14 protein-coding genes are annotated in these 24529 nt (G+C 37.4%); 6 read left to right on the forward strand and 8 right to left on the reverse strand.

The window, feature by feature from the left end:
- The 8 genes from EGI24_RS13445 to EGI24_RS13480 all read right to left on the reverse strand — a co-directional run.
- On the reverse strand, window positions 1-650 hold a 650-nt coding region (locus EGI24_RS13445; protein WP_255048950.1), incomplete at its 3' end, for a hypothetical protein.
- A complete protein-coding gene (locus tag EGI24_RS13450) occupies window positions 647-2635 on the reverse strand; it encodes a fibronectin type III domain-containing protein (RefSeq protein WP_255048951.1) in 1989 nt (662 codons plus the stop codon). The genes EGI24_RS13450 and EGI24_RS13445, both read right to left, overlap by 4 nt.
- A 130-nt stretch (window positions 2636-2765) precedes the next feature.
- Window positions 2766-8360, reverse strand: coding sequence for a hypothetical protein (locus EGI24_RS13455; protein WP_255048952.1), 5595 nt, complete (start codon window positions 8358-8360; stop codon window positions 2766-2768).
- Window positions 8357-10075: a hypothetical protein gene (locus EGI24_RS13460; RefSeq protein WP_255048953.1), complete on the reverse strand. Its 1719-nt coding sequence runs from the start codon at window positions 10073-10075 to the stop codon at window positions 8357-8359. Before EGI24_RS13460 ends, EGI24_RS13455 begins: the two co-directional genes overlap by 4 nt.
- Before the next feature lie 5 nt (window positions 10076-10080).
- Window positions 10081-15285: a T9SS type A sorting domain-containing protein gene (locus EGI24_RS13465; RefSeq protein ID WP_255048954.1), complete on the reverse strand. Its 5205-nt coding sequence runs from the start codon at window positions 15283-15285 to the stop codon at window positions 10081-10083.
- A 26-nt stretch (window positions 15286-15311) separates the two neighbouring features.
- Window positions 15312-16478, reverse strand: coding sequence for a hypothetical protein (locus EGI24_RS13470; protein ID WP_255048956.1), 1167 nt, complete (start codon window positions 16476-16478; stop codon window positions 15312-15314).
- Between the two features lie 397 nt (window positions 16479-16875).
- Window positions 16876-17382, reverse strand: a complete 507-nt coding sequence (locus EGI24_RS13475; RefSeq protein ID WP_255048957.1) for a septal ring lytic transglycosylase RlpA family protein — start codon at window positions 17380-17382, stop codon at window positions 16876-16878.
- Window positions 17383-17718: 336 nt separating this feature from the next.
- Window positions 17719-18600, reverse strand: a complete 882-nt coding sequence (locus tag EGI24_RS13480) for an AraC family transcriptional regulator (protein ID WP_255048958.1) — start codon at window positions 18598-18600, stop codon at window positions 17719-17721.
- A gap of 115 nt (window positions 18601-18715) precedes the next feature.
- Between EGI24_RS13480 and EGI24_RS13485 the strand changes: the two genes are divergently transcribed.
- From EGI24_RS13485 to EGI24_RS13510, 6 genes are all read left to right on the forward strand, one after another.
- Window positions 18716-19495 (forward strand): SDR family NAD(P)-dependent oxidoreductase, encoded by a 780-nt coding sequence (locus EGI24_RS13485; protein WP_255048959.1) that lies wholly within the window; start codon window positions 18716-18718, stop codon window positions 19493-19495.
- Between the two features lie 117 nt (window positions 19496-19612).
- The gene (locus tag EGI24_RS13490) at window positions 19613-20500 is read left to right on the forward strand and encodes an ROK family protein (protein ID WP_255048960.1); all 888 of its coding nucleotides are present in this window, start codon (window positions 19613-19615) and stop codon (window positions 20498-20500) included.
- 247 nt (window positions 20501-20747) lie between these two features.
- Window positions 20748-21548 (forward strand): sugar isomerase domain-containing protein, encoded by an 801-nt coding sequence (locus EGI24_RS13495; protein WP_255048961.1) that lies wholly within the window; start codon window positions 20748-20750, stop codon window positions 21546-21548.
- A gap of 65 nt (window positions 21549-21613) precedes the next feature.
- The gene (locus EGI24_RS13500) at window positions 21614-22633 is read left to right on the forward strand and encodes a methionine synthase (RefSeq protein WP_255048962.1); all 1020 of its coding nucleotides are present in this window, start codon (window positions 21614-21616) and stop codon (window positions 22631-22633) included.
- 8 nt (window positions 22634-22641) lie between these two features.
- On the forward strand, window positions 22642-23487 hold the full coding sequence (locus EGI24_RS13505; RefSeq protein ID WP_255048963.1) for an MBL fold metallo-hydrolase: 846 nt from the start codon (window positions 22642-22644) through the stop codon (window positions 23485-23487).
- 124 nt (window positions 23488-23611) lie between these two features.
- Window positions 23612-24526: a sugar phosphate isomerase/epimerase gene (locus EGI24_RS13510; RefSeq protein ID WP_255048965.1), complete on the forward strand. Its 915-nt coding sequence runs from the start codon at window positions 23612-23614 to the stop codon at window positions 24524-24526.
- Window positions 24527-24529: the final 3 nt, after the last annotated feature.

The following is a 24529-nucleotide window of genomic DNA, read 5'->3' on the forward strand; positions in this document are numbered from 1 at the left end:
ATCCAACTGAAGTTGAGGCTCTGCGGCTGGGTAGGCCCCAGCTGGGCATTGTTTGTGGGTTGGTTGAGCAAGGGTGGGTAATTGAGTGCCAGGTTCATTCTGAAACTGGCCGTGTTGGATACCTGCCTGTCGCGGTACAGCTCAAAGGCTCGTACTTCCCACTCGTAAGGTCCTGGCGGCAAGCCTACTCCAGTAAACAAGTCGGCCAGCTCTATGCCTTGTGTTTCGAGGTTGGCAGGGCTAAAATTGTCGCTCAGCTCGAGGCCAGAAAGCGTCTGGGGCCGTCCCGGGCTAAGCGTAATGGGTTGGGCCGTAAAAAAATCTCCAGGATTTTCAATGACAAGGCCCGGCCCTTTGAGGCGTATCTGTAGCACCACATCGAGGGTGGGTTTGGTGTTGTCTCTCAACAACAACGTCACCTTAAAACGCTGTGGACTATTCTGGTAGTCGTAGAAACGGTTGGCATAAGGTGGAATAATGCTTATGCGGCAGTCTACAGGGTATTGTTGTGCGGTAGCGGTAAGGCTGGTGAAGAAAAGGGAAAAGCATAGCCGAATCATCGAACTGCTCCAGACCATTCTCCTTTGAAAGGACGGAATTTTTAGAATTTCTTTTTTAAGAAAATCAAAAAGTGGTTTTAGCATTTTCATTTTTTAGTGGGTAAAGTGGTGGTGAAAACTGCTGAAATCTGCGAACGGCTGTTGTCTTCAAACAATGCCATTATGCGGTATTTATATGGTGTATTTTGGCTCAAGTTTTGGTCGAGATATGACCCATGTTGACCTGAAAAAACCTGGTAGGGAGTCACGCTGCCGTCTGCGGGTCCTTGGCGATAAAGCGTGTATTTCTTAACTTTTCTATTGGGTATTGGCCAGGTTATTTTTATGGTGTTGGCATCGGGGTCAGGCTCAAATTTCAGATCACTAATGGCTTTGCGAATGCCAGAAAAAGTGCTTGCAAGTCTGATGTGGCTACTGTCGGCTTTTAGACCAGCCAAATCAACGGGTACAAGTGAATAGACATATTCTGTATTTTCGGCGGCTGTGGAATCTAAAAATGATTTCATACTGTGCTCTGGGTCAAATTTCGCCAAAATCAGACGGGTGGTATCCTTAACTGACCTTCGCAAGAGCAAAGTATAGGCCAAGTCTATGCTAGGGCTATTGGCCCATTCGAGATAAACGGCGGTATCGCTGAGTTCAAAGTGGGTAAAATTTGCAGCTGCTGGAGCCAGAGTGTCTGGTCTTATCAATACCAGGGTATCGGCAGGCTTCGATACATTGAGCCTTAAATCCACCGCCACGAGGGTATAATATAGTTTTTTGTTGAGCAAATTGAGGGCAACAGAAGTGCTAAAAGTGCTGTCTTTGCTGAGGGTAGGAGTAAGCACACTAAACTCGGCCTCAGGACTATCCGCATAATAAATTCTGTAGCCTGCCAAATCCTTCTCTTTGTTGGCTTTCCAGGATAGATGCACACCACCATCAGGAGCAATTTCTGAGGTTTTCCATAAGGGTTGGTTTGGTGGTATAGAATCTTCAAGCTGAACAAATTGGGCCAAGGAAAAGTGGTTATTGCCTTCCCAATCGGCAATGGCCAGTTTATAGTAGCCTTCAGTTAGCGGCTTTTTATCGGCGTAGGTCCGAAGTTCTCTTTTTACCCTTGTATATTCTACAAAGTTGGTATCTGGCTTGTCAGATCTAAAAATGCCAAAACCGCGAATATCAAAATTTAAAGAATCGGGAAATACCCAGCTTAGCTCAACTTGGCCATCGGTATTTATGGTGTGCTTCAATTGTGCTTGGGGTAGTCTATCTCTGAAGGCGTAAAGGTAAGTCGTATCAGAAGGCTCTGAAAGCTGACCAAATGGAGTAATGGCCCTTATTCTAAAATAGTACGGGTGGTAAAATTTTGGTGCTTTTAATGCATAAGTTATCAATATATTACCTGCATCATCAGTTTCGTCTCCAGCTACTATGGGTGCATCGGTGGTGGGTCTCCAAGTTCTTTGACTGTTGTCTGACATTTCTACCACAAAAGCACTTTGAAGCAATGGGTCTGTCATTCTCCATTTAAAATTAAAAGTGGAGTCTTTGTAGGTACTTTCCAAAAGTTTTGGTGCTTGTAAGATTGTGTATTCACTTGGAATAACTTTTTGCGTAAAAGCTATTTTTCCTCCTTCCATAATTACTAAATAGGCATAAGTACGGTTGCTTGCAATTGTGCTATCAATAAAATATTGCCCCATGGCTTGAGCAATATCTGCTTCCATATGGCTCATCTGGAGTGCCAATGCCAAATAGAGGTTTTGTTGGGTAGTGTCTGCCGTATAAGGTTTTTCCTGTATTTTTTTTACTACTTGAGCATACGAAGAATGGGTATTCCAAGCTGCATTAGGTAATGGCCTGATCGTTTGTTTATTCAGACGTTTAACAGTTCCTAAACTATCCTGAGCCTCGTATCTGTATATATCATAGCCTTTTTGGGCTCCTTGCTGCCAGGTTTTATAATCGAGCGGCATCCAACGCAATATCACGCGGTGAGGCTCCACTTTGGCAACCAAACCCAAAGATTTCTCTTGAGATTGAACTTTCAGGGTCAGGAGCATCAAAGTAATAAATAGGTATCTTTTCATAGTTGTATTATTTATTTTGTATTTGCCCATTTACCTTCCTCCTAAAGTTGGTCGAGATGCCGACCAACCAATAGAAATGGGGTTATTTTAATGAACAGTTTATAATCTATTTGATGGATTTTTGCATGTTTCAATAATATCCGTTGGTGTAAAAATTTGCATTATAATTACTAAAATTTATAAAGCTGTTATAGCTGTTGTAGCTATTATAGTCGTTATAATTATTATTCGAGTTGGTATTGTTGCTTACAGGTACCAAACCATTGATGGTGATTGAACCAGACTTGGTTTCACAGCCTTCTCTGGTGCATCGGGCAGTGGCAACATAATTTCCATTGATGGTAATAGTTCTATCAGCGGAGCTTGAACCGGTATCCCAGCTTAAAGTTGATCCACCAGGACAGCTCGCATGTAATACGGTCGATTGACCATAATATACATCGTAGTTGTCAGCATAAACATTGGGCTGATGATGGCCTTCACATGGATCTGTAACGTTTATATAAATACTAGCCGATTGGTTTTCACAATGTGATTTTATGCAAGTCACCGTGTAATATCTAGAAGAATTAGGGCTCACCGTCAGGTTTTGACCTTCATCTCCAGTATCCCATGAATAAGAACTTCCAGCAATACAACCATATGCACCCAAACTTACTTGTTGTCCTGTATTGATTTGCGAATTTCCACTTATTGAAGGCGAGGCCAAATGGGAGCAAGGGTCAGCTGGTGGAGGAATGGCTTCTACATATACGCCGCCCAACCTATCTTCGCAACCAGTCTTCACACATTTAATGTTGTAGTACGTTGATTTTTCTACCGTTGTTGAGGTACTCTGTGCGTTCAAGCCAAGATCTGTCCAACTGTATTGGCTTCCATCAGCACAGCCGTTGGCTGATAAATCTACCCTTGTTCCTACATAAACGTTGCTGTTACTAACCCAAGCATTAGGATTAGAAATGCCCTCACATGGATGGTGGTTATTCTTATTTTCGTCGGTATTTTCAGGATTAGGGTTGGTTTCAGTATTTCCATTTGAACTTCCAGAACTAGAATTATTTTCATTGTTATTCTGGGTACTGCCATTGTTTCCAGACGAGGCAATTGAATTGTTTTGTCCACTGATATCAGCAGGAGGGACATCCGCTGTTACGTTTATGGTTACAAAAGTTTTTTTGGCTTCACAGTTTAGGAGTTTGCATGCAAGTGTATATTGCTGTGTTTCGTTTGGCGTAACCGACCAATTCGCTCCAATATAGGTATCATTCCAGAGATAAGAGGTGTTAATGGCACATCCAGACCCAGTTAAATTTACCGATTGCCCTTTTATGATGTTTTTGTTCGAAACAATTATTTGTGGGTTAGAGGGGTCAATACAATTGTTTATGACAGTTTTTCCAGGGTCAGTAACAACGCTGAAATCAATTTTATTGAAAAGATTATGGATGTATTCATCTATATTAATTTTTTCAGAGTAGCCTTGGATTTTCTTACATTTTTCGCTGGCGGCTTGCATTATGGATTCGCATTGTTTTTTTAATTCATCAATTACGGTTTGACATTCTTTTTCAGCTGCTTTCATTATTACATCGCAGTCTGCTTGTGCTTTTGCCATTATTTGATCCGATGTATTTATTGCGAAGTCAACTTCATCTTGCTTTAGTTTACCATAAAAAATGCTTAAATCTTCTTTTTTGTCTTTTATCTTAGATTCTGCCTCTTTTCTAAAATTTAAGCAAGCAATTTGGCTATCTCTAAATCCTTCTGGAGTGCCTTGCCATGAGAAGGTGGACGAACAATAGCCTTTGTATATATTCAGAATATCTTCCGTGTATTGCTCAAGTTCATCTTTGGCTTTTTGTTGTAATTCTTCAATGTTTTTCCCTCCTTTTTCGAGGACTTCTATTGCCTCTTTTTCAGCTTTGTCCACAACATCATCCACTTCTTTTAAAGCTTTTTTTAGAATTTTTCCAATAGTTGAATCTGCATTGGCAGTTGCATTATTTACTCCTGTAGTCATTTCTCCACCAATTTTCTTCAGTGAGTCTAAACCTGCCTGAGAGCAGTCTGAACAATTTGCTATAAATGCCGCGGCTACAGAGTCGGCAGTATTATTAAGAGCATTTACAATATTGTCGGTTTTTTCCTGTATCTGTTTTGCCGCTTCCGCTGCTCTATCTTTTATGGCTTGGGCATCAGCTGCTATTTTGGCTTTGTGGCCTTCCAGTTCTTCTTTCATTTCTGCATCAGTCTTGGTTGCAATAAACATTAAAGTAACAGGCTCTTCTACATAGCCACCCTCTATTTGAGCAGGCGTAAGTGATCCATTTTGATTTAAAAACACTTGGGCTTTGGATTTCATGTACACTTTCTGAAAAGCAGGAAATGGCTTTTCAGGGGTAAAAGTCAGCACATCTTCTTTGATAGAGGTAGTTCCGGCTAGAATTTCCCCCTTTTCAGTTTTAACCTCTACAGGGTTTAATTTTAATTGATATTTCCCCTCAAAAGAAGGGTCCTCAATGTCTTTATCAAAAGCCTCTGTACCTGTAATTTTAGGAATTGTATTTGGACTAACCTGTGCTCCAAATTCAGGGAATTTGGTTTTTATTAAGCTTAAATTTTCCAAAAATTGATCGCTCTTTGCTACTTCACAATCTTCTCCTAGGGTAAAACCAACATTGAATCTGAATTTTTTCATCAAAGCTCTGAAAGATACGGCTACTTGTCCGGTGGCATAGGTGGGATTTGGGGAAGCAGCCCTGAGCAACGCACCTGCATCAAGCGACAGTACATTAAAACCGAAGGCCTTGGCAGCAAATGATGCCATGGCATAAAGCTGGCCCATGGCCCGCCAATTGTTTACACCTAATGGTTGACCAGGTCTATTGGAACAATAGAAGCCATCGTCATATTTAATCAACATAAAATCAAATCCTGCTTGGGCATAAACACTGAAATCAAGTATTCCTAAAATATTTAAACGTGGCGGTTGAAAAAAGACTGCTCCACCTAAGGCAATACCTCTTCCCGTGGCTACTGTAGATGGCTCTATGTTGGCATTTCTTTCGCCTTTTTTTGAAGGGTATTTTACAAAAATATTGGGCTGAGGATCAGGTAAAGCAGCAATGCCATCGCCAATCATAAAATATCCATTTATAGGCGGAAGTGAAGGAGAGATAATAATAATCCTTGAGCTCAAAGGGGGCTCTCCGATATGTACAAACCATTTGTTTGGGGAGGATAAAAATGCCCCTACTGCCTGAATACCAAATGCTGGTGCAGTAAATGACACGCCCAGTTTGCCGTAATAAGAATCATTTTCAAAATCAAATTTTACAATAATTGATGCCTTTGTTCCATTTATACCACCCTCGCCAGAAGGTGCAAATCTGTCAGAAATAATTTGAATTGTAGCTGGGTCATTGTCCAGTTTGCCTGCAATTCCACCCGATCTGCTCAAATCACTATCTTTACACATCATTAGGTATTGTTGTATAATAATTTCTTTGTTCACACCAGAATTATCATTACCTGCAAAAGCTGCTCTGCCTATAAATCCAATTTTACTGATTGCCCCATCGGCTCTCGTTTGTATTTCTAATCCGGCAGCAACTGCCATGCTGCTTCCTTTGCTAAAGGCAACAGCAAATCTGCCGCCCCATCCTGCAGAAAAGTTAGGCTCATAAGTTACTCCTGATAGGGTCTGAATAAATGGGTCAGATTTTGAGCTTGGAGCCATGTTTTTATACATTGAGCCTGCTAGAAAGTCTATTTTGAGACCCTTTGAGCTGTTTCCAGTTAGGAGTTGGGCATCTACCATCCAGTAGGGTTTTTGCTCAATGGATTTTCCAAACATGGCCACAGCGTCTAGTCCCATATTCCCGTTTGTAGAGAGATGTGCACTTAGGCGACCATAAAATCCATCTCCATAAACGGGATTTTTTCGCATAAACTTTAAGGTTCCATCAAACGAAAACTTGGACAAATCGGCATGAACGTGGATAGCATCTACTCCAAAGCTATTTAATCGCCAAAAGTGTCTGCCGCCTATGTCATGAAGTTTGGACTTAATAAAGAAACCGCCTTTGGCCTCAATTCCAGCTTTGTCGAGGTTGACATTAATGGCCATGCTCATTTTTGCATTTCCATCCATTACCTCAAACACTGGAAGGGTTATATTAATATCAAAATTTGCCAGTTTTGAAGATTCTGAACTTTTTCTTCCGATATAACCCGCTGATAAATAAGGCATTCTTGTAGAAACAAAAAGTTTTTCAAAAACTACTTCAGAGATTTTTACTACGGTAGTGTCGTTGTCATTTTTTTGGCCGAGATTCATGGTGCCATTTAAAAAGGCATTGGCATCAAAATCCCCTTCATTATAGATTAAACTTATTTTAGAAGATGGATCAAGATGAACTTTTGAAGCTTTTATGAAATCAAATTCGATGTCGTCTATATTGCTAACTGAAAAATTATAATAAGCTCGGCTTGGGTCAATTATTGCTTTGTAGGCAATTGCATTTTTTTCTTCATTTATTGAAAGCCGAATTTTACCTTCCAAACCTCCTCCTTTTACTTTATTTTTTAAAATATGCAGCATGGCTGATTCTATAGAATAGTCCCAACCTTTCAGTTCTCCTGACTTCAAATCCAATACATTTTCAGCAGAAATGAACCCCGAGAATCCCAAATTGTCGATTATGATATTTTGTCCTCTAATGGTTAATGATTCACTTGAATTTCGCTTTTTGAAAGATTTAGGAAACCTAATTTTTACCTCATCGGCATATACGCCTTTCCAAAGTTCATGGTCAAGTTCGGAGCTATAGTTTTTTGGAAAAGATAAACCTGGTGTATTTTTTTGATCACTATAGTCAATGATTGCATTTTTTACCGAAAATCCGTAATCAGGGATATTGGGTAGTTGAAAATCCTGAATTGAAATTTTAAAAACCATCTCATTCCAATCAAGTAAATTATCCGCAATAAATCTGGATTCAACATTACCACCTATTGGTTTACCACTAGCGGGATTTTCTGGTACGATTAAAGTCCTGTCAAATATTACTTTTCCTTCTATGCTAAAACTTTCAAAACCATTACAACCAAAGTTTAATTTTCCAGCGATAAGGGAGAGTTTAATTTTTTCAAGATTTAAAATTTCTAAATCGTTATTATCTCCTAAAACCAAGTCAAGCGAACCGCTTGTAATTCCTCCTTGTCCTGTAAATTTTAAATCTAAAGCTTCAAAACATAAATATTCTTCATTTGGCATTGAAATCATGGCTTGCACAGTGATATAGTTGCCCTGAGGTGTGAAGACCAATTTATCTAATAGTATATCATAATTAACTCCTCCTTTGGTTTTGTTAATCACAATGGGCATAGCACTTACATATTGAAATGAGCCTAAATCATTTATTATTTTGCCAGCACGTTTGGTTGCCAAAATGGCTTGTCTAATGCCTTCTGTTGAAAGTGAAGTACTTGCTAAATATTCTTCTGCATTTTCAAAAACAAAAAAGTGCTTACCATCATTTTGTGGGTAAATGGTTTCTCCATTTTCCAAAGAAATGGGTTTGAGTCCAAGTTTTTTACAGTCTTGCTCTGAATAAACCCTGATGTTTTTTTCAGTTGCAAATAAATTGATTGTCACAAAAATCATGAATAGTAAAATCAATACTGATTTCATCTGTTTGTTGTCTTTCAAAATTGTATTCATTTTTTTAAGGATTTATTGATTTGTAGCCTGAGACCCAAAATGAAAAAAGATTCTAAAGTGTTGCTATTATCTTCCTCAATATTGTATTTATATGCCTTATTTATAATGGTATTATATTTAAAATAAGCCTGATTACTTTTAGAGAAATTGCACTGTATGTTTAAATAATTCATCATCAAAGATTTTCTTTGAAGCTGGTTTTCTCTGTTTAAATTCCAACTGAAATTTTCGGATATTAATATTTTTGGTTTTTTTATTTTTTTCATTATCAGCACATTAGGGCCATAAAGGGTCTGGTCAAAATCCGCATTTTGTGTATGGGTATATGTAAATCCCAAACCATAATTCAAATTGTATTTAGCAGCTTCTATATTAAGGTTAATGCTGCCAAAGTTTACATAAGATTGTTCTTGCGGGCTGTTGTTTGATTGCCTCATAAGTTCGGTGCTTAGATTTTTCTTTACTCTGGCATCACTTCTTGTATTGATTTGAAATCCAAGTCCAATATTGCCATTGATTTGATGGTAATTAATGGTATCTAAACTCGCATAACCATCATAAGATTTGATAAACTGATAAGTTGAATTGAAATTGGAATAGTTGCTAAAATTGGAATAGTTAATGTGATAATTAAATTGTTCATTTAGGTTATGTACCAAACCAAGGTCTGCAACCCAGTTTCCATTTTTTTGATAGCTTTGGTTGTTTAAGTTGTTGTGTTGAAACCCAAACTTATCTATTAGCGTTAATTTATCATCCAATAATCTGAGTGAATTTGAGAAAGCAAAAGTCTCTAGATCGTTGTTAAAAAAGTAGCTTCCAAAGGTTTTAAAATTTGGATCCACTCGACTATATTCAATGCCATAATCTGCATTTTTACCTTTATATGTAATGTCTGCAGAATAGGCATTGCTATTTATAACTGGTGATTTTGACGAAAACTCACTTTTGCTGTTATCGTAAATGAGGGATTTACCATATGTTATTTTTCCGCCAATTTTATTGGCAATAGGTATTTCTGCTGATACATCAAAGGCTATATTTCTATAAGGTGTTAAGTCTAAATCTTTTGAAATATTTTTTAAGTCTTTTGCTATTAGCATCGAAAATTGATAAACAGCTTTGTTTTTTTTATACCCAATTTTGAAGGCCTCGCCCCTTCTTTCTAAAGAAGGTTTATTTTTTAATATTTCATATTCATAAATGGGATCTACTTTTCGCAAAAAACGACCCCAAGCAATAGACCCGAATATGCCATTGTTTTTTGGTTTATACTCATATCCTAAGCCATCAAATCTATGTCCAGCCAAAGAATAATTTGAAAAATTCAAGGCATTTGTCCCTAAATAAAGTGTGTGGTTTTTAAATGTAGGTTTTAGACTAATTCGATTAAATCTTTGTGCAATATCTTTACCATAAAATTGGTGAAAAAGACTTATTCCTTGATTGGTAAGGCTAAAACTTACAGGTACTTTAAAAGCCTTTCCAAGTGTAATACTTGAAAAACCATTTGCAAAATATTGAAACTTTGATTGCCTAGGATCTATCCCGATTGGCAAATAGTATTTTCCCTCTATGTTAAAGCCACTTTTTATGCTTATGGGGCTGCTTTTCAAAAATTCCTTTAATGATTTCAAATTCAATTTTTGAATATCTTGAGCCAGACCTTGAAAAGCAAAAAACTTAAAAATGAACAGTATTAGATATTTTTTCATCAGGTTTATAGTATTAATATGCGTTTACTTAAAACCTCTGTTCCTGTTTTTACATATAAAATATAGATACCCGGTACCAACTTCAAATCGACCTCCTGAGATATTTTATTTAGCTGTTCAAAAGTTTTTGAATATACATTTTTACCATTGGCAGTATTTATCATATCGACTTCAAAATTGTCATTTATCATCGAAGTAATTTCAAATCTAAATTTCCCATTATTTGGATTAGGGAAAATTTCGAAACTTGTAATTTTGTCATAGAAAATATTTTCTGGTTTTTCAGTCGATTCCTTTATTTCAATTTTATGTTTAACCTTATTCGAACATGAATTTGAATAAGCGGTCATTTGTATCTCATAAAATCCACTTGAAGCAGCAGCTAACGAAAGTTTCGAATAATTTTTTGTAATCATCTTGAATTCATTTGGATATTCCCATACTACTCTATCGGGTATTGGCTTTGTAATGTCTAAGCACACTACAGTATCTCCAACAAATGCTTGTGTTGGGAATAAGAAATCTGTTTTTAATGCAAATTGATTAAATTTGAAATGGAAGTTATCTTGACTTGAACAACCCGATGAGTTTTTTACAAGTACAGCGTATATACCTTGTTCATCAATTTCGATTCTATTTTCATCTCCGAACGTTTCAAGAATTTTCCCATCCTTATACCATTCAATTAATTGTCCTGGATTCTTAGCATCTAGGGTAATAACTTGTCCTTTACAAACCACCACTGAATCCGCCGTCCTTAATTCACCACCAAGATTTATGTCGTTGTTTAACTTCACCGCATCCACAATCTCATCCACCAAATTGAGCTGACAACCATTTTTGTCTTTTACGGCAAATTCGTAAATCCCTGCAGGTAGTTTTTGGAAAGTAAAGCTGCTTTCTGCATGCTGAAGTTTTTCATAAAATGTTTGGTCTTTGTTAAGCATTTCTACTGTAAATCCTCCTACGCCGCCATTGGTTTCTATGAATATTTGGCCATTGGCATCGCCAAAGCACACAGGCTGTTTTTGGCTCATTGAGGCGGATAGTGCCTTTGGCCATTTGAGTTTGACCAGCGTAACGGTATCAAAACAAGCCTTGCGGTCCTCTACCTTGAAAGTAAAATCTCCTTCAGAAAGATTTTTAAAGAGGCCGTTGTTAAATTGTTTCAGGCTATTGTCCATAGTGTAGGTATAGCCGCCATTGTTTCCTCCCTTTGCCTGAAGCGTAATGGTGCCGTTTTTTTCACCGATACAGAGTGGGTCAGTTTGAGAGGTCAAGTTCAAATCCAATCTCTCTGGCTCAGTGATAAGCAATTCGGTCTGTTTTAGGCATTGATTGCCGTCTCTGACAAAAAACGAATACCTACCTACGCCCAAGTTTTTAAAAGTGTCGTTGACATCATAAACGTTTTCATTGCCCATTGCAAAGGTGTAGCCCACTGTTCCGCCATTGGCTTCTATTTTTATACTGCCGTTAGTTTCTCCGAAACAAGCGATGGTGTCTTTATATACAGGATTGATTTTAAGCTCAGTAGGCTGTATCACTTCCACTTCTTTTTCAAACAGACAACCTTTGCTGTCTCTGATAGCCGGTTTGTATTTGCCTGCTAAAAGCTGAGTGAAGTGGTTATTATCTAAAAACGAATTGGAGATTGTAAATTGGTAAGGTGGCGTTCCACCGTTTCCGTTTATGGCGATAGCTCCCATTTGATCTCCAAAACAGTCGTTATTTTTGATATTTACGTCCCATTGGATTTTGGTAGGTTGATGGAGTTTAACTTGTATGGAATCCAAACAACCGATGCTGTTTTTGGCATAAATCCTATAGGTGCCTATTGGTAAACCACTGAAATTGTTGTTGTTACTAAAACTTGAGAGGCTGTTGAAAGAATAGGTGAATGGACTGAGGTTGTTGTCGCCAATGGCTTGTATAAATCCGTCTCTTCCTTCAAAACATGAAATATCTTGAACTTTTGAGGTTTTGAGGTCAGCTCGATTTTGTTCCTTAATTTCAAAACTTAAGGTAGTTTGACAAGTCAGAGGACTATCTTTAATTACTATTCCATAGGTATTTGGAGAAAGATTGCTAAAACTTTTGTTATCCGAAAATGATCCTCCATTTAAGGCCAATTGATAATTGCCTGAACCTCCTGATATGGGATCAACCAAAATGTTGGCATTGGGCGAAGTGCAGCTGATAGGGCTAATGGAATAATTTGCATTTAGGCTACTCGCTAACCTAAGCGATACCTCTTGATTGTATGAGCAAAGTTCATCGGCTACCGTGATAATATAATTGCCATTGATAAGGTTGTTAAAAGTAGTTTGCGAGCCAAAAACATTTTGACCACTCAATTGGATGCTGTAGGTTGGGTTGGGTCTACCGCCTCTGATGTTGGTCACTGAGATTCCTCCGTCTGTTGCTAAACAAGAGCTTGGGAGTGTTGTATTTAAATCAAATCTTATTCCGCTGTTTTTTGGAACTATAGCTGCATCATAGGTTTTGGAGCAAGCAAATTGGTCAGTGGCGGTCAGTATGTAGTTGCCCGCTTTTAGATTGTTAAATTGCCCATTGGCCGAACTAAGGGTGCCTATATCATTTAACCTGAAATCTCTTCCTGAGAGGGTGTAATTAAAGCCTCCGTTACTACCTGACGCTATGAAGCCTAATACACCATTCGCATAAGTCTCGCAGTTTATGTCGGTTTTTAGAATATGGCTGATTTGGATAGGTGTGGGCTCGCTGAGCGTAATCGAGGATAAAACCACTTCACAATTTTTTGCGTCTTTGGCAGAAAAAACATAGGAACCAGCAGGCAAACCAGTAAATGCAGAAGTGCTTTGCCCAAATGAGTTGTCTTTGAAATAGGTATAAGGGGTGGTGCCTCCCGAACTCAATAAGGTGACCATGCCCGTATTGTCGCTATTGCAGACCAAGTTTTTAGACTGGCTAATGGACAATTGCAAGGCTGTAGGTTGTAAAAGTGTTGTACTTGTGGTTTTTGTACAACCATTTTGGTCTTTGATACCAAATGTCTTCAGGCCGTAGTTAAGGCCACTAAAGATATTTGAAGACTGATAATTAGCATTGTCAATGGTATATTCATAAGATGTAATACCACCATTTGCGTCCAAAGTTACTACGCCATCGTTTCCACCAAAACAGCTGATGTCTGTTTTTGAACTCACTGAAAATATTATATCGGTAGGCTGAGTAATTGTAAAAATAGACGTGCTGGCCTTACAGCCATTTTGGTCTTTTACCCAATATTTATAGTTGCCAATGGGTAGATTATCAAACACATTTGAATTTGTGTAATTGGTATCATCACTTGAAAATGTGTAAGAACTTGTTCCGCCATTTTGAGTGACAGTTATTTTGGCATTACTCCCACCAAAACAGCTTACTTGGTTGTCGATATTTCCTACTAGACTTAGAAGGGAAGGCTCTGAGATATTATCAGAAACCGTAACTGTACAAAGATTATCCTTTAAGGTAAAGGTATAATTTCCGGCTGCTAAGCCACCAAAAACTGGGGTATTTTGGAAAGCCAATCCATCTTTTGAATAAGTTATTGGTCCGGAGTTACTACCGGTATTGGATAAAGTTACACTACCTGTATGGTCATTAAAACAAAGTAAGTTTTGTTTTGTAGCGATCGTAGCATTCAAGCTACTATTTAGCCCTATTTGGTCGGCAATAGATATTTTGCAACCTATCGCATCTTTAACCCAAAAAACATAGGACCCACTTACTAGATTCGAAATGGTACTGTTGTTTTGATAATTAGCATCCGAATAACCATATTCATAAAAACCAGCTCCGCCATTGGCATTTAACGAAACAGAGCCATTGGCCTGTCCTTGACAGTTTGCGTTGGTTTTGGAGCTTACAGAAATATTCAATGGGGCATTTTCTGAAACAGAAATACTTTTCGAGGTTTGACACCCAGAGGCATCTCTTACATAAAAAGTGTAATTGTTGGCCAATAGGCCACTAAAATTCGGGTCTCCACTAAATGAAATGTTATCTTTGGAATATTGAAGGCCGGGTTGCCCTCCAGAAACTTGTAAATTTACATGGCCTGTGGCTTGTCCATTACAAGCCACATGGGTTATAGTTTGATTGATAACCAAATCTTCTTGTACGTAAAATCGCTGACGTACAACTCTGATGCCGTCCATAATGGCTTGCACCCACTGCTCTCCCGAGGCTCCAGGTGTCCAGGTAACTCCGGTTGTATAAGCCAAAATACCTCCGTTGGATATAGTTCCACTAGAAGAAGAATAAACTACTGTCCTTAGTATGGCTTTTCTTTCTACATCGTCAATAAAAAGTTTGAATACGCCATTATTAAATGTGAATAAAAGTTTACTATTACTAAAGTTCCCTGAAATATTTTCTTGAATTTCAGAACCATCATATCTAAACTCTTTTATGATAATAGAAAAATTATCTAAAAATTGGACAGCTAATGGGCCAACGAAAAACTCATGTTTAGGACTTTGTCCGTTATGTTTGTATTCCAGACTTACTGGTACCTGGCCAGAAAAATTTTGTATTGAATAAAAGTCGGCTGATCCATTAGATGTAATACTTCCGTTGGAATTAAAAGTAAAGGTTGAAGAACTGTTGCCGAAGTTATCAATATTGAAGTTTCCAGCGTTTATGGGTGTTCCGTTTAGCTTATAAGTACCACTGGTAAATGGGCTTCCATCGGAGTTTAATAACAGCTTAATTTCATGTAAGGTGTGTGAATTAATATTTATCGGTTCACACTTTCCAATACTGAGGCTATTATTTAATCTTGAAAATGGCAAACTTTCGTCATTAGGGCTTATACCATTGCCACTATACGACTCCCCGGCAGCTACTTCTACATATGCATAATCGTCCACAACTGTTGAAGGAGTACTTGTGTTGCCACATGCATCTTTGACTGTAATTACATCTCCAACATTCAGATTGCCAAATGGGAATCGGAATTGGCAAATTCCAAAACCACAAAAGCCGTAGGTGAAGTTTGTGAACTCCACATTATTAATATACATTTTTAATCCAGAACCATAACATGCACTATTTATATTAAAAACCGTAAAAGCAGTGCTGGTGTATTTTTGAGGATAAACATGCATTGGAGCTTGGCCAAAACCCCCTCTTGACCAAAACAGGGAAATAGCAATAGTAGCAATAATAAAATTACGCATAGAAAAATTGTTAAAATGTTAGACAATTAAAGCTTTATTACCAAGTCTGTTTCAAAAGAATAGGTATAAGCAATTTGTGGGTCAAATAAGATAAATGCTATCCCATAAGTCCCTTTTTCTATGTTTTCAGGCAGATTGATGGACAGTTTTCCATTGGAGAAAAGTCCATTTTGTGTGTATTTTTTTTGGCTATTTTTTAGGATTACTTGATAAAATCTGGCTGGGGCTTTATCGAAATTTTGTGTGTCAAAAAGAAGATTGTCTCCATTTCTATATACATCTTTAGGCGAAATTATTTTGGATATGTAAGGCTTGTTTTGGTCAAATACATGGATGATGAAAGAAGGCAACTTGCTTATTTTTCTTTCAGATACATTACTAATAAATACTTCAAAAAGACCAACCAAATCATTAGGGATAACAGCCAATTGATTATTTTTATATGAAACAATGGGCTTTTCAAAAGTTGTATTCATTTTTTTGAATAGAACAGAATAAGCATAGGTCGGATCAAAATACTTCCCAGTGATCCAAAGCGTGTCATTACTCAATATATTTTTATGACTTAAAGACGCTATTTGAGGTGATGGATAACCAACATAAAGTGTGTTTGTGGATACGGCTTCAAGCGTATTTACTTTTACTTTAATTCCATAATTCCCAACTTTGGTTGAAATCGGAACCAAGATCTCAATTTTAGTGGAGTCCAATAATTTAAAGGGAAGTTCTGTCAATTCACCTTGGCTATTCATTAACTTGGGATAGACTCCATAAGCATAGTTTCCAAAGTTTTTTCCATGGATGATGTTCTTAAGGCCTGCCTCAGTTGTATCCTTTTCTATATGCGAAATAATGGGGATCGGCTGCGGCTCAAGAATAACTTTTACTTTGTAAATAATTTTTGTGCCATTTTCTCCAACCAAGGTATAGTAGACAGGTTTTGAAAAATCTTGTGGGATGCCTGATCTAGGGATTATTTCAACTGTATTTTGGGTTTCAATTTTTGTATTTAGGCTTTTTGTCAAAGCACCATACGGCAATGTAACGGTTATCTGATTGCCCTTAATTTCAACGATTCTTCCCTGAAACTCTTGTAAAGTGAAAGATGATATACTGGGGACAATAATTAAGTCTGTTTCTTGGGAACAAGAAAATAGAAGAAGAGTTATTAAAAATTTTAAAGTGTGTTTCAAAATTGAAAATGCAGTTATGGGATTCTAATTGCCTTCGTTTCTGCAAATATAATTTTTTTTTGGAAATTTATAATATATTTTAAAATTTTTGGATTTTTTTTTTAATCTTCTCTAAAAGTTTCTTGTAAAGTATTTATTGCTGTACATATTGACTCCTTTTCTAAAGATTAAGAATACTTACAAATTTAACTGGTAAATTGAATTAAAGCGGTAAAGAATTTGAGGAGAAGATATTATTAAGATTATTAAATGGATAACGCTGGTTGTTACAGAACATCTATTGCTTGAACAAGACTTTGTTTTTGAAATCATCCATCCAATAATTATTTACAAAAAAAAACCTTCGAGGGTACAATGCTCGAAGGTTTTTATAATAAGCCATGGCCTAATGATGAGCCTAGATTTTCATCACAAAATTTCTTCTTGCAGAATTCAAGAATATCATCTCATGAAAACTACGTGAGGTGGTAGGTGCTGGCCACTTACTTTTTGTGGCCATTGATCCTGTGTTGATATCAAAACCTCTTCTTTTCTTAAGAATTCTTGCCTTAATATCCGATACGCCATGGTGGATTAATCCCAATTTGCTGGCAGCCTCTCTGGAAAGATCGATGACTCTTTCTCCACAATAGGGCCCGCGGTCATTTACTTTTACTATTACTTTTTTCCCATTTTTAGGATTTTCTATTTCTATCAATGTACCAAAAGGCAATGTGCGATGTGCACAAGTATAATAGCGATTGCTGAAAACGTCTCCATTTGCAGTTGTTTTGCCATTAAATTCTTTGCCATAAAACGATGCTAAGCCTTCAAACGATTTTTTGTATTCCAATCCTTGTGAAAATGAAGGCACAAAACCTAAAGCAGAAAAAAGTATTATAAAAAGTGTTTTTGTAAAATTCATACGCACTTAATTTTTATGCAAAACAAACGGATAGCGGTTTTAGGAAGTGTTAACAATAGCAAAAAAAACATGGATTTCTTGTAATAGTACAACGTTTACTTCTAAAATCATAAAAATATAAAATAAAATTGTGCTGATTTTGAGGTAGTTGACTATTTTTTCTTCTAAATTTTCGGAAGGTTTATATCGGAAATGTCGCTTTAGGTGTTGTTATTACACTTTAAAAACATCCTTAAAATCTGAATATCTATTGACTCATTTAATGGCCAAAATTGGATATAATTTTAACCTTATTTTGAGAAAAGCGGTGTAAGTTTTTTTTTTCTGAAATTTCAGCTATGAATTTGTGGAAACCGAAGTATGCTGGTTTTTTCTGAAGGCTTTGGGGTTTTGTTTGGTAAGCTTCAAAAACTGCCGATTAAAATTCGATAAGTTATTAAATCCCGACTCATAGCAAATTTCCAGAACACTCAGGTCAGTTTCTTTCAAAAGCTTACATGCGTGGTTGATTCGGACTTGCATAAGATACTCCACAAACGTCTTTTGTGTTCGGGCTTTAAAATACCTGCAAAAGGCGGCTTTGGTTAAATTTACTTTTTGGGCCAAGTCCTCCACCGACACCGGTTCTTTGAAGTTTTTCAAAATTTGGTCAAATATAATGCTCATTCTATCTGAATCTTTCTTGCTAATGCCTTCCATTCCTATCTCTGAAAGCGTCTGGTGCTCTTTACTTTCAGCCATCAATTGCAATATTTCAAAAAGGCTCAGGAACTTTTCTAAACTACTTTTATGTATATTTTCTTTAATTATTTTATTTATGAGCTCCTTGGCATAGCCCTTAAATTCCAGCCCAAATTTTGCTTTCTCCAATAAGGACCGCACTGGGGTCATTTCTACTAAGTCAAAGAAAGACTCCCCAAAACTATCTGAGCGAAACTGTATAACGATAGAAGCCGGACGCGGAAAAGCCGCATGAGTATAAAACGTTTCATCTGCACGAAACCAATGTGGAAGTTTGCTACCTATCAATATTAAATCGCCCTCCTTATATTCAGAAGTATGGTTGCCAATTACTTTTTTTCCAAAACCACCATCACAAAGGACGATTTCGAACTCGTCATGATAATGCCAGGGAGTTTCGAAAAAGGGAGATTCATAACGCTCATAGATATAGGAGAGGTCTTTGCTGAGTGGTAATCTTTGGAGAATAGGTTCCATTAAATATCAATATAGTATTGGTTGAACAATAAATATAGGTGGAAATTTAAATTTTAGTTATATATTTTTGTATATTATTGATATGTTTTCAATAATTGGTATAAATATTTACTTTATGCTTGAAGGTAAAAATATCGTTATCATAGGAGGAACCACTGGCTTGGGATTTTCGGCAGCAAAAGCATTTGTAAAAAATGGGGCAAATGTGGTGGTGGTCGGAAGAAATCCTGAAAATTGCATTTCTGCTGAATTAGCACTAGGTGAAAATGCCCGAGCTGTAAAAGGTGATGCTTCAGATCCCCAAACGGCTTTTAAAGCCATCGAAATCTGTATGTCTGAATTTGGAAATTTTGATGGTTTGTATCATGTGGCTGGCGGAAGTGGAAGGAAATTTGGCGATGGGCCGTTGCATGAGCTCAGCCTAGAAGGCTGGAATAAAACGTTTGACTTGAATCTTACAAGTTTGATGCTTTCTAACCAAGCCGCTGTAAGAAAATTTTTAGAACTCGGAAAATCAGGAAATATTTTGAATATGAGTTCTGTTTTGGGGTTTTCGCCTTCTCCGCAATTTTTTGTGACACATGCCTATGCTGCAGCCAAATCTGCAGTAATTGGTTTTACAAAAGCTTTGGCGGCTTATTATGCCAAAGACAATATTCGTATCAACATTCTTGCTCCAGCTTTGGTTGAAACGCCTATGTCTGCCAGAGCAAGTACGGATGAAACTATTATGAATTTCGTGAAAACCAAACAACCGCTCGACGGTGGAAGAAACGGAAAACCCGAAGATTTAGACGGTGCGGCGGTATATTTTATGTCAGATGGCTCAAAGTTTACAACTGGCCAAACGCTATATGTAGATGGCGGATGGGAGGTTTCTGAAGGACAATACTAATGTGTTAATTAGTTAATAGGTTAATTAGCAAAGGTTGATTTGTTGAAATAGGAATGGGTTTAATAATGAATTGAAATAAAAGCTAATAGCTATTTGCTAAAAGCCAACAGCTAAGAAATGAAAGTAGCAATCGGAATAGACTTAGGCGGAACAAATGTGAAAGGGATTTTGCTCAATGAAATGGGTGAGGTCCTTGAGAAACATTATATCCCTACCAGTGATGAGGGAGATGAAAGGTGGAAGGTGAATGTTTTGGAAATGGTAAACTATCTTAAATCGAAAAGCCAAAATCAAGTTGAAATCATTGGTATGTCTGCTCCAGGGTTAGCAAATGCAGAGAATTCTTGCATCGCTCATTTGCCCAATAGACTTTTTGGATTAGAGAATTTTGTGTGGGCAGATTATTTCGGAACTCCAACTTTGGTACTAAACGACGCACATGCCGCATTGATGGCCGAAGCTAAGTTTGGGGCTGTAAAAGGGTATAAAAATGCGATTTTGCTTACTTTAGGAACAGGTGTTGGTGGTGGAATTTTGATAAATGGAGAATTGTACCAAGGCTTAAGTCAGATGGCCGGGCATTTGGGACATATAGCTATCAATATATCAGACGATGAGCGAAGTATTTTGGGAATTCCTGGTAGTCTAGAATATGCCTTGGGTAATTATTCTATCGAAAAACGTTCTATGGGGAAATTTAAATCTACCCATGAGCTTTTAAATGCCTATAGTGAAAACGATAGTTTTGGAACCTGGCTTTGGTTGGATGCTGTCCGTAAATTGGCCATTTCGATGGCCTCCTTAATTAATGTTTTTTCACCTGAAATCATCGTATTGAGTGGAGGTATCACATTGGCTGGCAATTTACTTTTTGAGCCTTTACAAACTTTTATTGACCTTTATGAATTTAGACCGAAAGGCAAAAAAACAAAAATAGAAAAGGCCCATTTCGATGATCTATCGGGAGCAATTGGAGCGGCAGCTTTTGCATTGGTGAAAATTTAATGAACACATGGAGCACAATAGAAAATTTTAAAAAAAACTATGCTAACTATGTGCCTATGTGTTTAAAGAAAAAATACGAGTCAATACAAAAAACTATGCTAACTATGAGCCTATGTGTTTAAAGAAAAAATACGAGTCAATACAAAAAACTATGCTAACTATGAGCCTATGTGATTTTAAAAAAATACAAGTCAAGAGAAAAAACTATGCTAACTATGTGCCTATGTGTTTTAAAAAAAAATAAAATATGACCTATACAAAACAATATTTAGAAAAGTGCCAGCAGATGATCGAAACCGTAGCCTCTCAAGAAAAACAGATTCTTGAAGTGGCTAGCATATTTGCAGATTCTATTTTGGCTGGAAGAATGGTGCATGTTTTTGGAAGCGGGCACAGTCGCATAATGGTGGAAGAAATGTGGCCAAGATATGGTTCATTCCCTGGTTTCAATCCCATTGTGGAGCTTTCGCTAACTTTTCATAATTTGGTTGTAGGGGCCAATGGCCAACGGCAAGCTATGTTTTTGGAAAATGTTACGGGTCTAGCGGAACAAATCATTCGAAATTTTGATGTTTCAGATCAAGACAGTGCTTTGATTATTTCATCTTCAGGCTGCAATGTGGTGCCAATCGAAATGGCAGAAATATTTAAGTCAAAAGGATTGAAAGTAGTGGGATTGAATACCAAACTGCATTCTGAAGCCAGTACTTCGAAAAGAAAAGACGGAAAGAAATTACAGGATTTTTGTGATATCGTTTTGGATTCAGGTGCACCACTGGGCGACGCCATGATAAAAATTGAGAACTTAGAAACGCCAGTTGCACCAGGTTCTACCGTGGGTTCTTGTATGCTCATCAATTCTATCAAAGCGGAAGTTGCCAATCTTTTAACACAGGCTGGCCGCCCACCAAAAGTATTGACAGCCGGAGCCGTAGTGGGAGCGGAAAAAGCGGCGGACTTATTTCAAAGTGCTTATGATGAGCATGCCCACCGTATCTCAAAGATGTACAAATCTGTGGGTATAGAGAGTTATGTTTCGAAAGAATAGAATAAAAAAATCTTTGAGCTTTGCCTAAAAGATAAATTAATAGTCATAATCAAATTGAAATTACAATGCAACCAATACCCATAAAAACCACAGTAGTAGGCTCTTGGCCATTCCCAAGTTGGCTAGAATTTGCCTCTCAAAATCTCGATAAATTTGGCCCAGCCGATGTCAATGAAATGATAGAAGATGCCGTGATCAATGCTATTCACGATCAAGTTTCGGGCGGACTAGATGTTATTACTGATGGTGAGCAAACAAGGCTAGATTTCAACCTTTCGTTTTATGGTTTCATAAAAGGCATACAGGCCAACCATGAAGAAACACGAAAGTATGGCCCGCCTGCTCACGACCAAAGGGGAAAACATACAGTAGTCGAAAAACTAACTGCTCCAAAGGGTTTGGGCGTGGTCGAAGAATACAACCGTTTGAAAAGATTAGCCCCCGAAGGGAAAATCCTGAAAGCTTCTATCCCAGGCCCATATACCTTATCAGGAAGGATGTTGCCGGGCGAAATCTACAAGGACCGCTGGGAAATCACAGAAGCATTGATGCCTTTGGTAGCTTTGGAGTTAGAAAAATTGGTAGAAGCCGGTGCTCAGGAAATTTGTATTGACGAGCCATCCATGTCTTGCTATGCTTACAAAGAGGATACAAAACGATTTGTTGATATTTTCAATAGAACGGTTAAGGGAATAGTTGGTAAAACCCGAATCGGCACCCATTTGTGTTTTGGAAATTTTAAAGGCCGCTCGATTGGAAAGAAAACGATTGCTCCCATGTTGCCTGATTTCTTGGATATGACTGTAGATGAGCTACACACCGAAATGTGCGTTCTTAATTTCGCTGAGGTGCATCTTTTAGAACGTTTTGCTGAAAAAATGGATGTAGCCGTAGGTGTTATTGATGTCAAAAGTTATTATATTGAAACGGTAGAAGACGTAAAGGAGCGGATCCAAAAATGTCTGAAATATGTGCCGGCAGAGAAATTGGCTGTGGCTCCTGATTGTGGATTATCACAAACTGCCAGATGGGCATCAAAACTTAAAATTGAAAGTATGTGCAAAGCAGCGGCTGAATTACGTTGAAAATAAAAATGATAAAACCTAAACAGAAAAACGAGCAACTCATTGAGGATATTAATTCCTTTTCTTCCGAAACCACCTTCAAAGTTTGGTGGCTTGGGCAAAGTGGTTTTTTGTTGAAGTATCGAAATGAAACCTTGTTATTTGACCCTTATTTATCAGATTCGCTTTCTGTAAAATATCAAAACACCAACAAACCACACGTAAGAATGAGCGAATTGGTAGTTTTTCCATCGCTCCTGAAAAACATAGATATGGTTACCTCTAGCCACAAACACACCGATCATTTAGATGCTGAAACCTTGGGTACCATTTTTGAAAATAATCCTTATGCAAAATTCATCATTCCGGAGGCTAACCGAGCTTTTGTAGTAGATAGACTAAAATGTAAAATTGATTTCCCACTCGGCTTAAATGAAAATGAAAGTCTAACAATTGGCTATTTTGAAATAATTGGCCTTCCTGCGGCACATAATACTATAGAACGAGACGAAAAAGGTCAGTGCAAGTTTATGAGCTACATTGTAAAATTTGGAGATTTTGTGGTTTACCATTCCGGTGATACGCTATGGTATGAAGGTTTGGAGGAAACCCTCAAAAGTTACCATTTGGATTTGGCGTTTTTACCCATAAATGGAAACAAGCCTGAAAGAAAAGTAGCCGGAAATTTAAGTTTTCAAGAAGCAGCCGATTTAAGTAAAATAGCTGATATCAAATGTGTTATACCCCATCATTACTACTTATTTGAGTTTAACACCGAAGACCCAGAAAACTTTAAAATTGCCTGTGAAAAAATTGGAACTCCCTATAAAATTCTAGAACTTGGAGAAGGATTTGAAATTATAAAGACTTCTTAGAAAATAGTTTATTTTAGAATTTCAATCGAAAAGACATAACCAAAAGGATAATATGAAAACGGGTAGGGTCTCAATGAATAAGTATTTTAAAACCAGTGTTCAATCTGTGTTCAAATAATAGACCATGAAACGAAGAAATTTCATAGCCGCTGTGCCTGTTTTAGGCTTGCTTCAAAAGTTCGAAGTAGCCAAAGAATCATTTCCGATTAGTAGCAATTCCTACAACTGGGGTACTTTTTACGGAAGAGAAAACAAGAATTGGGGAGAAAACCTAGATGCTGATTTTGCAGAATATGCCAAAACAGGTCTTCAAGCTTATGAACCAAGTCTTGGTAGTGCTAAGGAAGCTACCAAACTAATTGCGGTTTTGAAAAAAAACAATATCAAAATGCCCTCAATTTACATTGGTAGCGTTTTGCATGAAAAAGACCAAATTGAGGCGTCTATCAAAAAGATTCTTGAGATAGCAGAAGTGGTGAAAAACTATGGTACCAAAATTATCGTGACCAATCCAAACCCAATAGGCTGGGGAAGCGATAAACCCAAATCAGATGAGCAATTGGTTTTGCAAGCAAATGCTTTGGAAAAGATCGGTAAATCCTTAAAAGCAATTGGATTGAAGCTCGCCTATCATACCCATGATGTAGAATTGAAGGCTGGAGCAAGAGAGTTTCATCATATGCTACAAAACACCTCACCCGAGAATTTGTATTTTTGTATGGATGTGCATTGGGTTTTTAGAGGTTCTCAAAATTCACAACTAGCAGTTTTTGATATACTTAAAATGTACGGCAATCGCATTATTGAATTACACGTTCGTCAATCAAAAAATGGAATTTGGCAGGAAGTTTTTTCGGGCGATGGAGATATTGATTACAAACAATTTTCAGCAGAATTGATAAAGAAAAAAGTGAAACCACATATTGTAATTGAACAATGTTTGGAAAAAGATTCGCCCAATACTATGAACGCCGTTCAAGCTCATACCATTGATTTGAAAGAAATAAAAGATACATTTAAACTTGTTTTACAGCCTTAAATT

The organism is Lacihabitans sp. CS3-21, from assembly GCF_024343675.1.
Lineage (GTDB): Bacteria > Bacteroidota > Bacteroidia > Cytophagales > Spirosomataceae > Leadbetterella.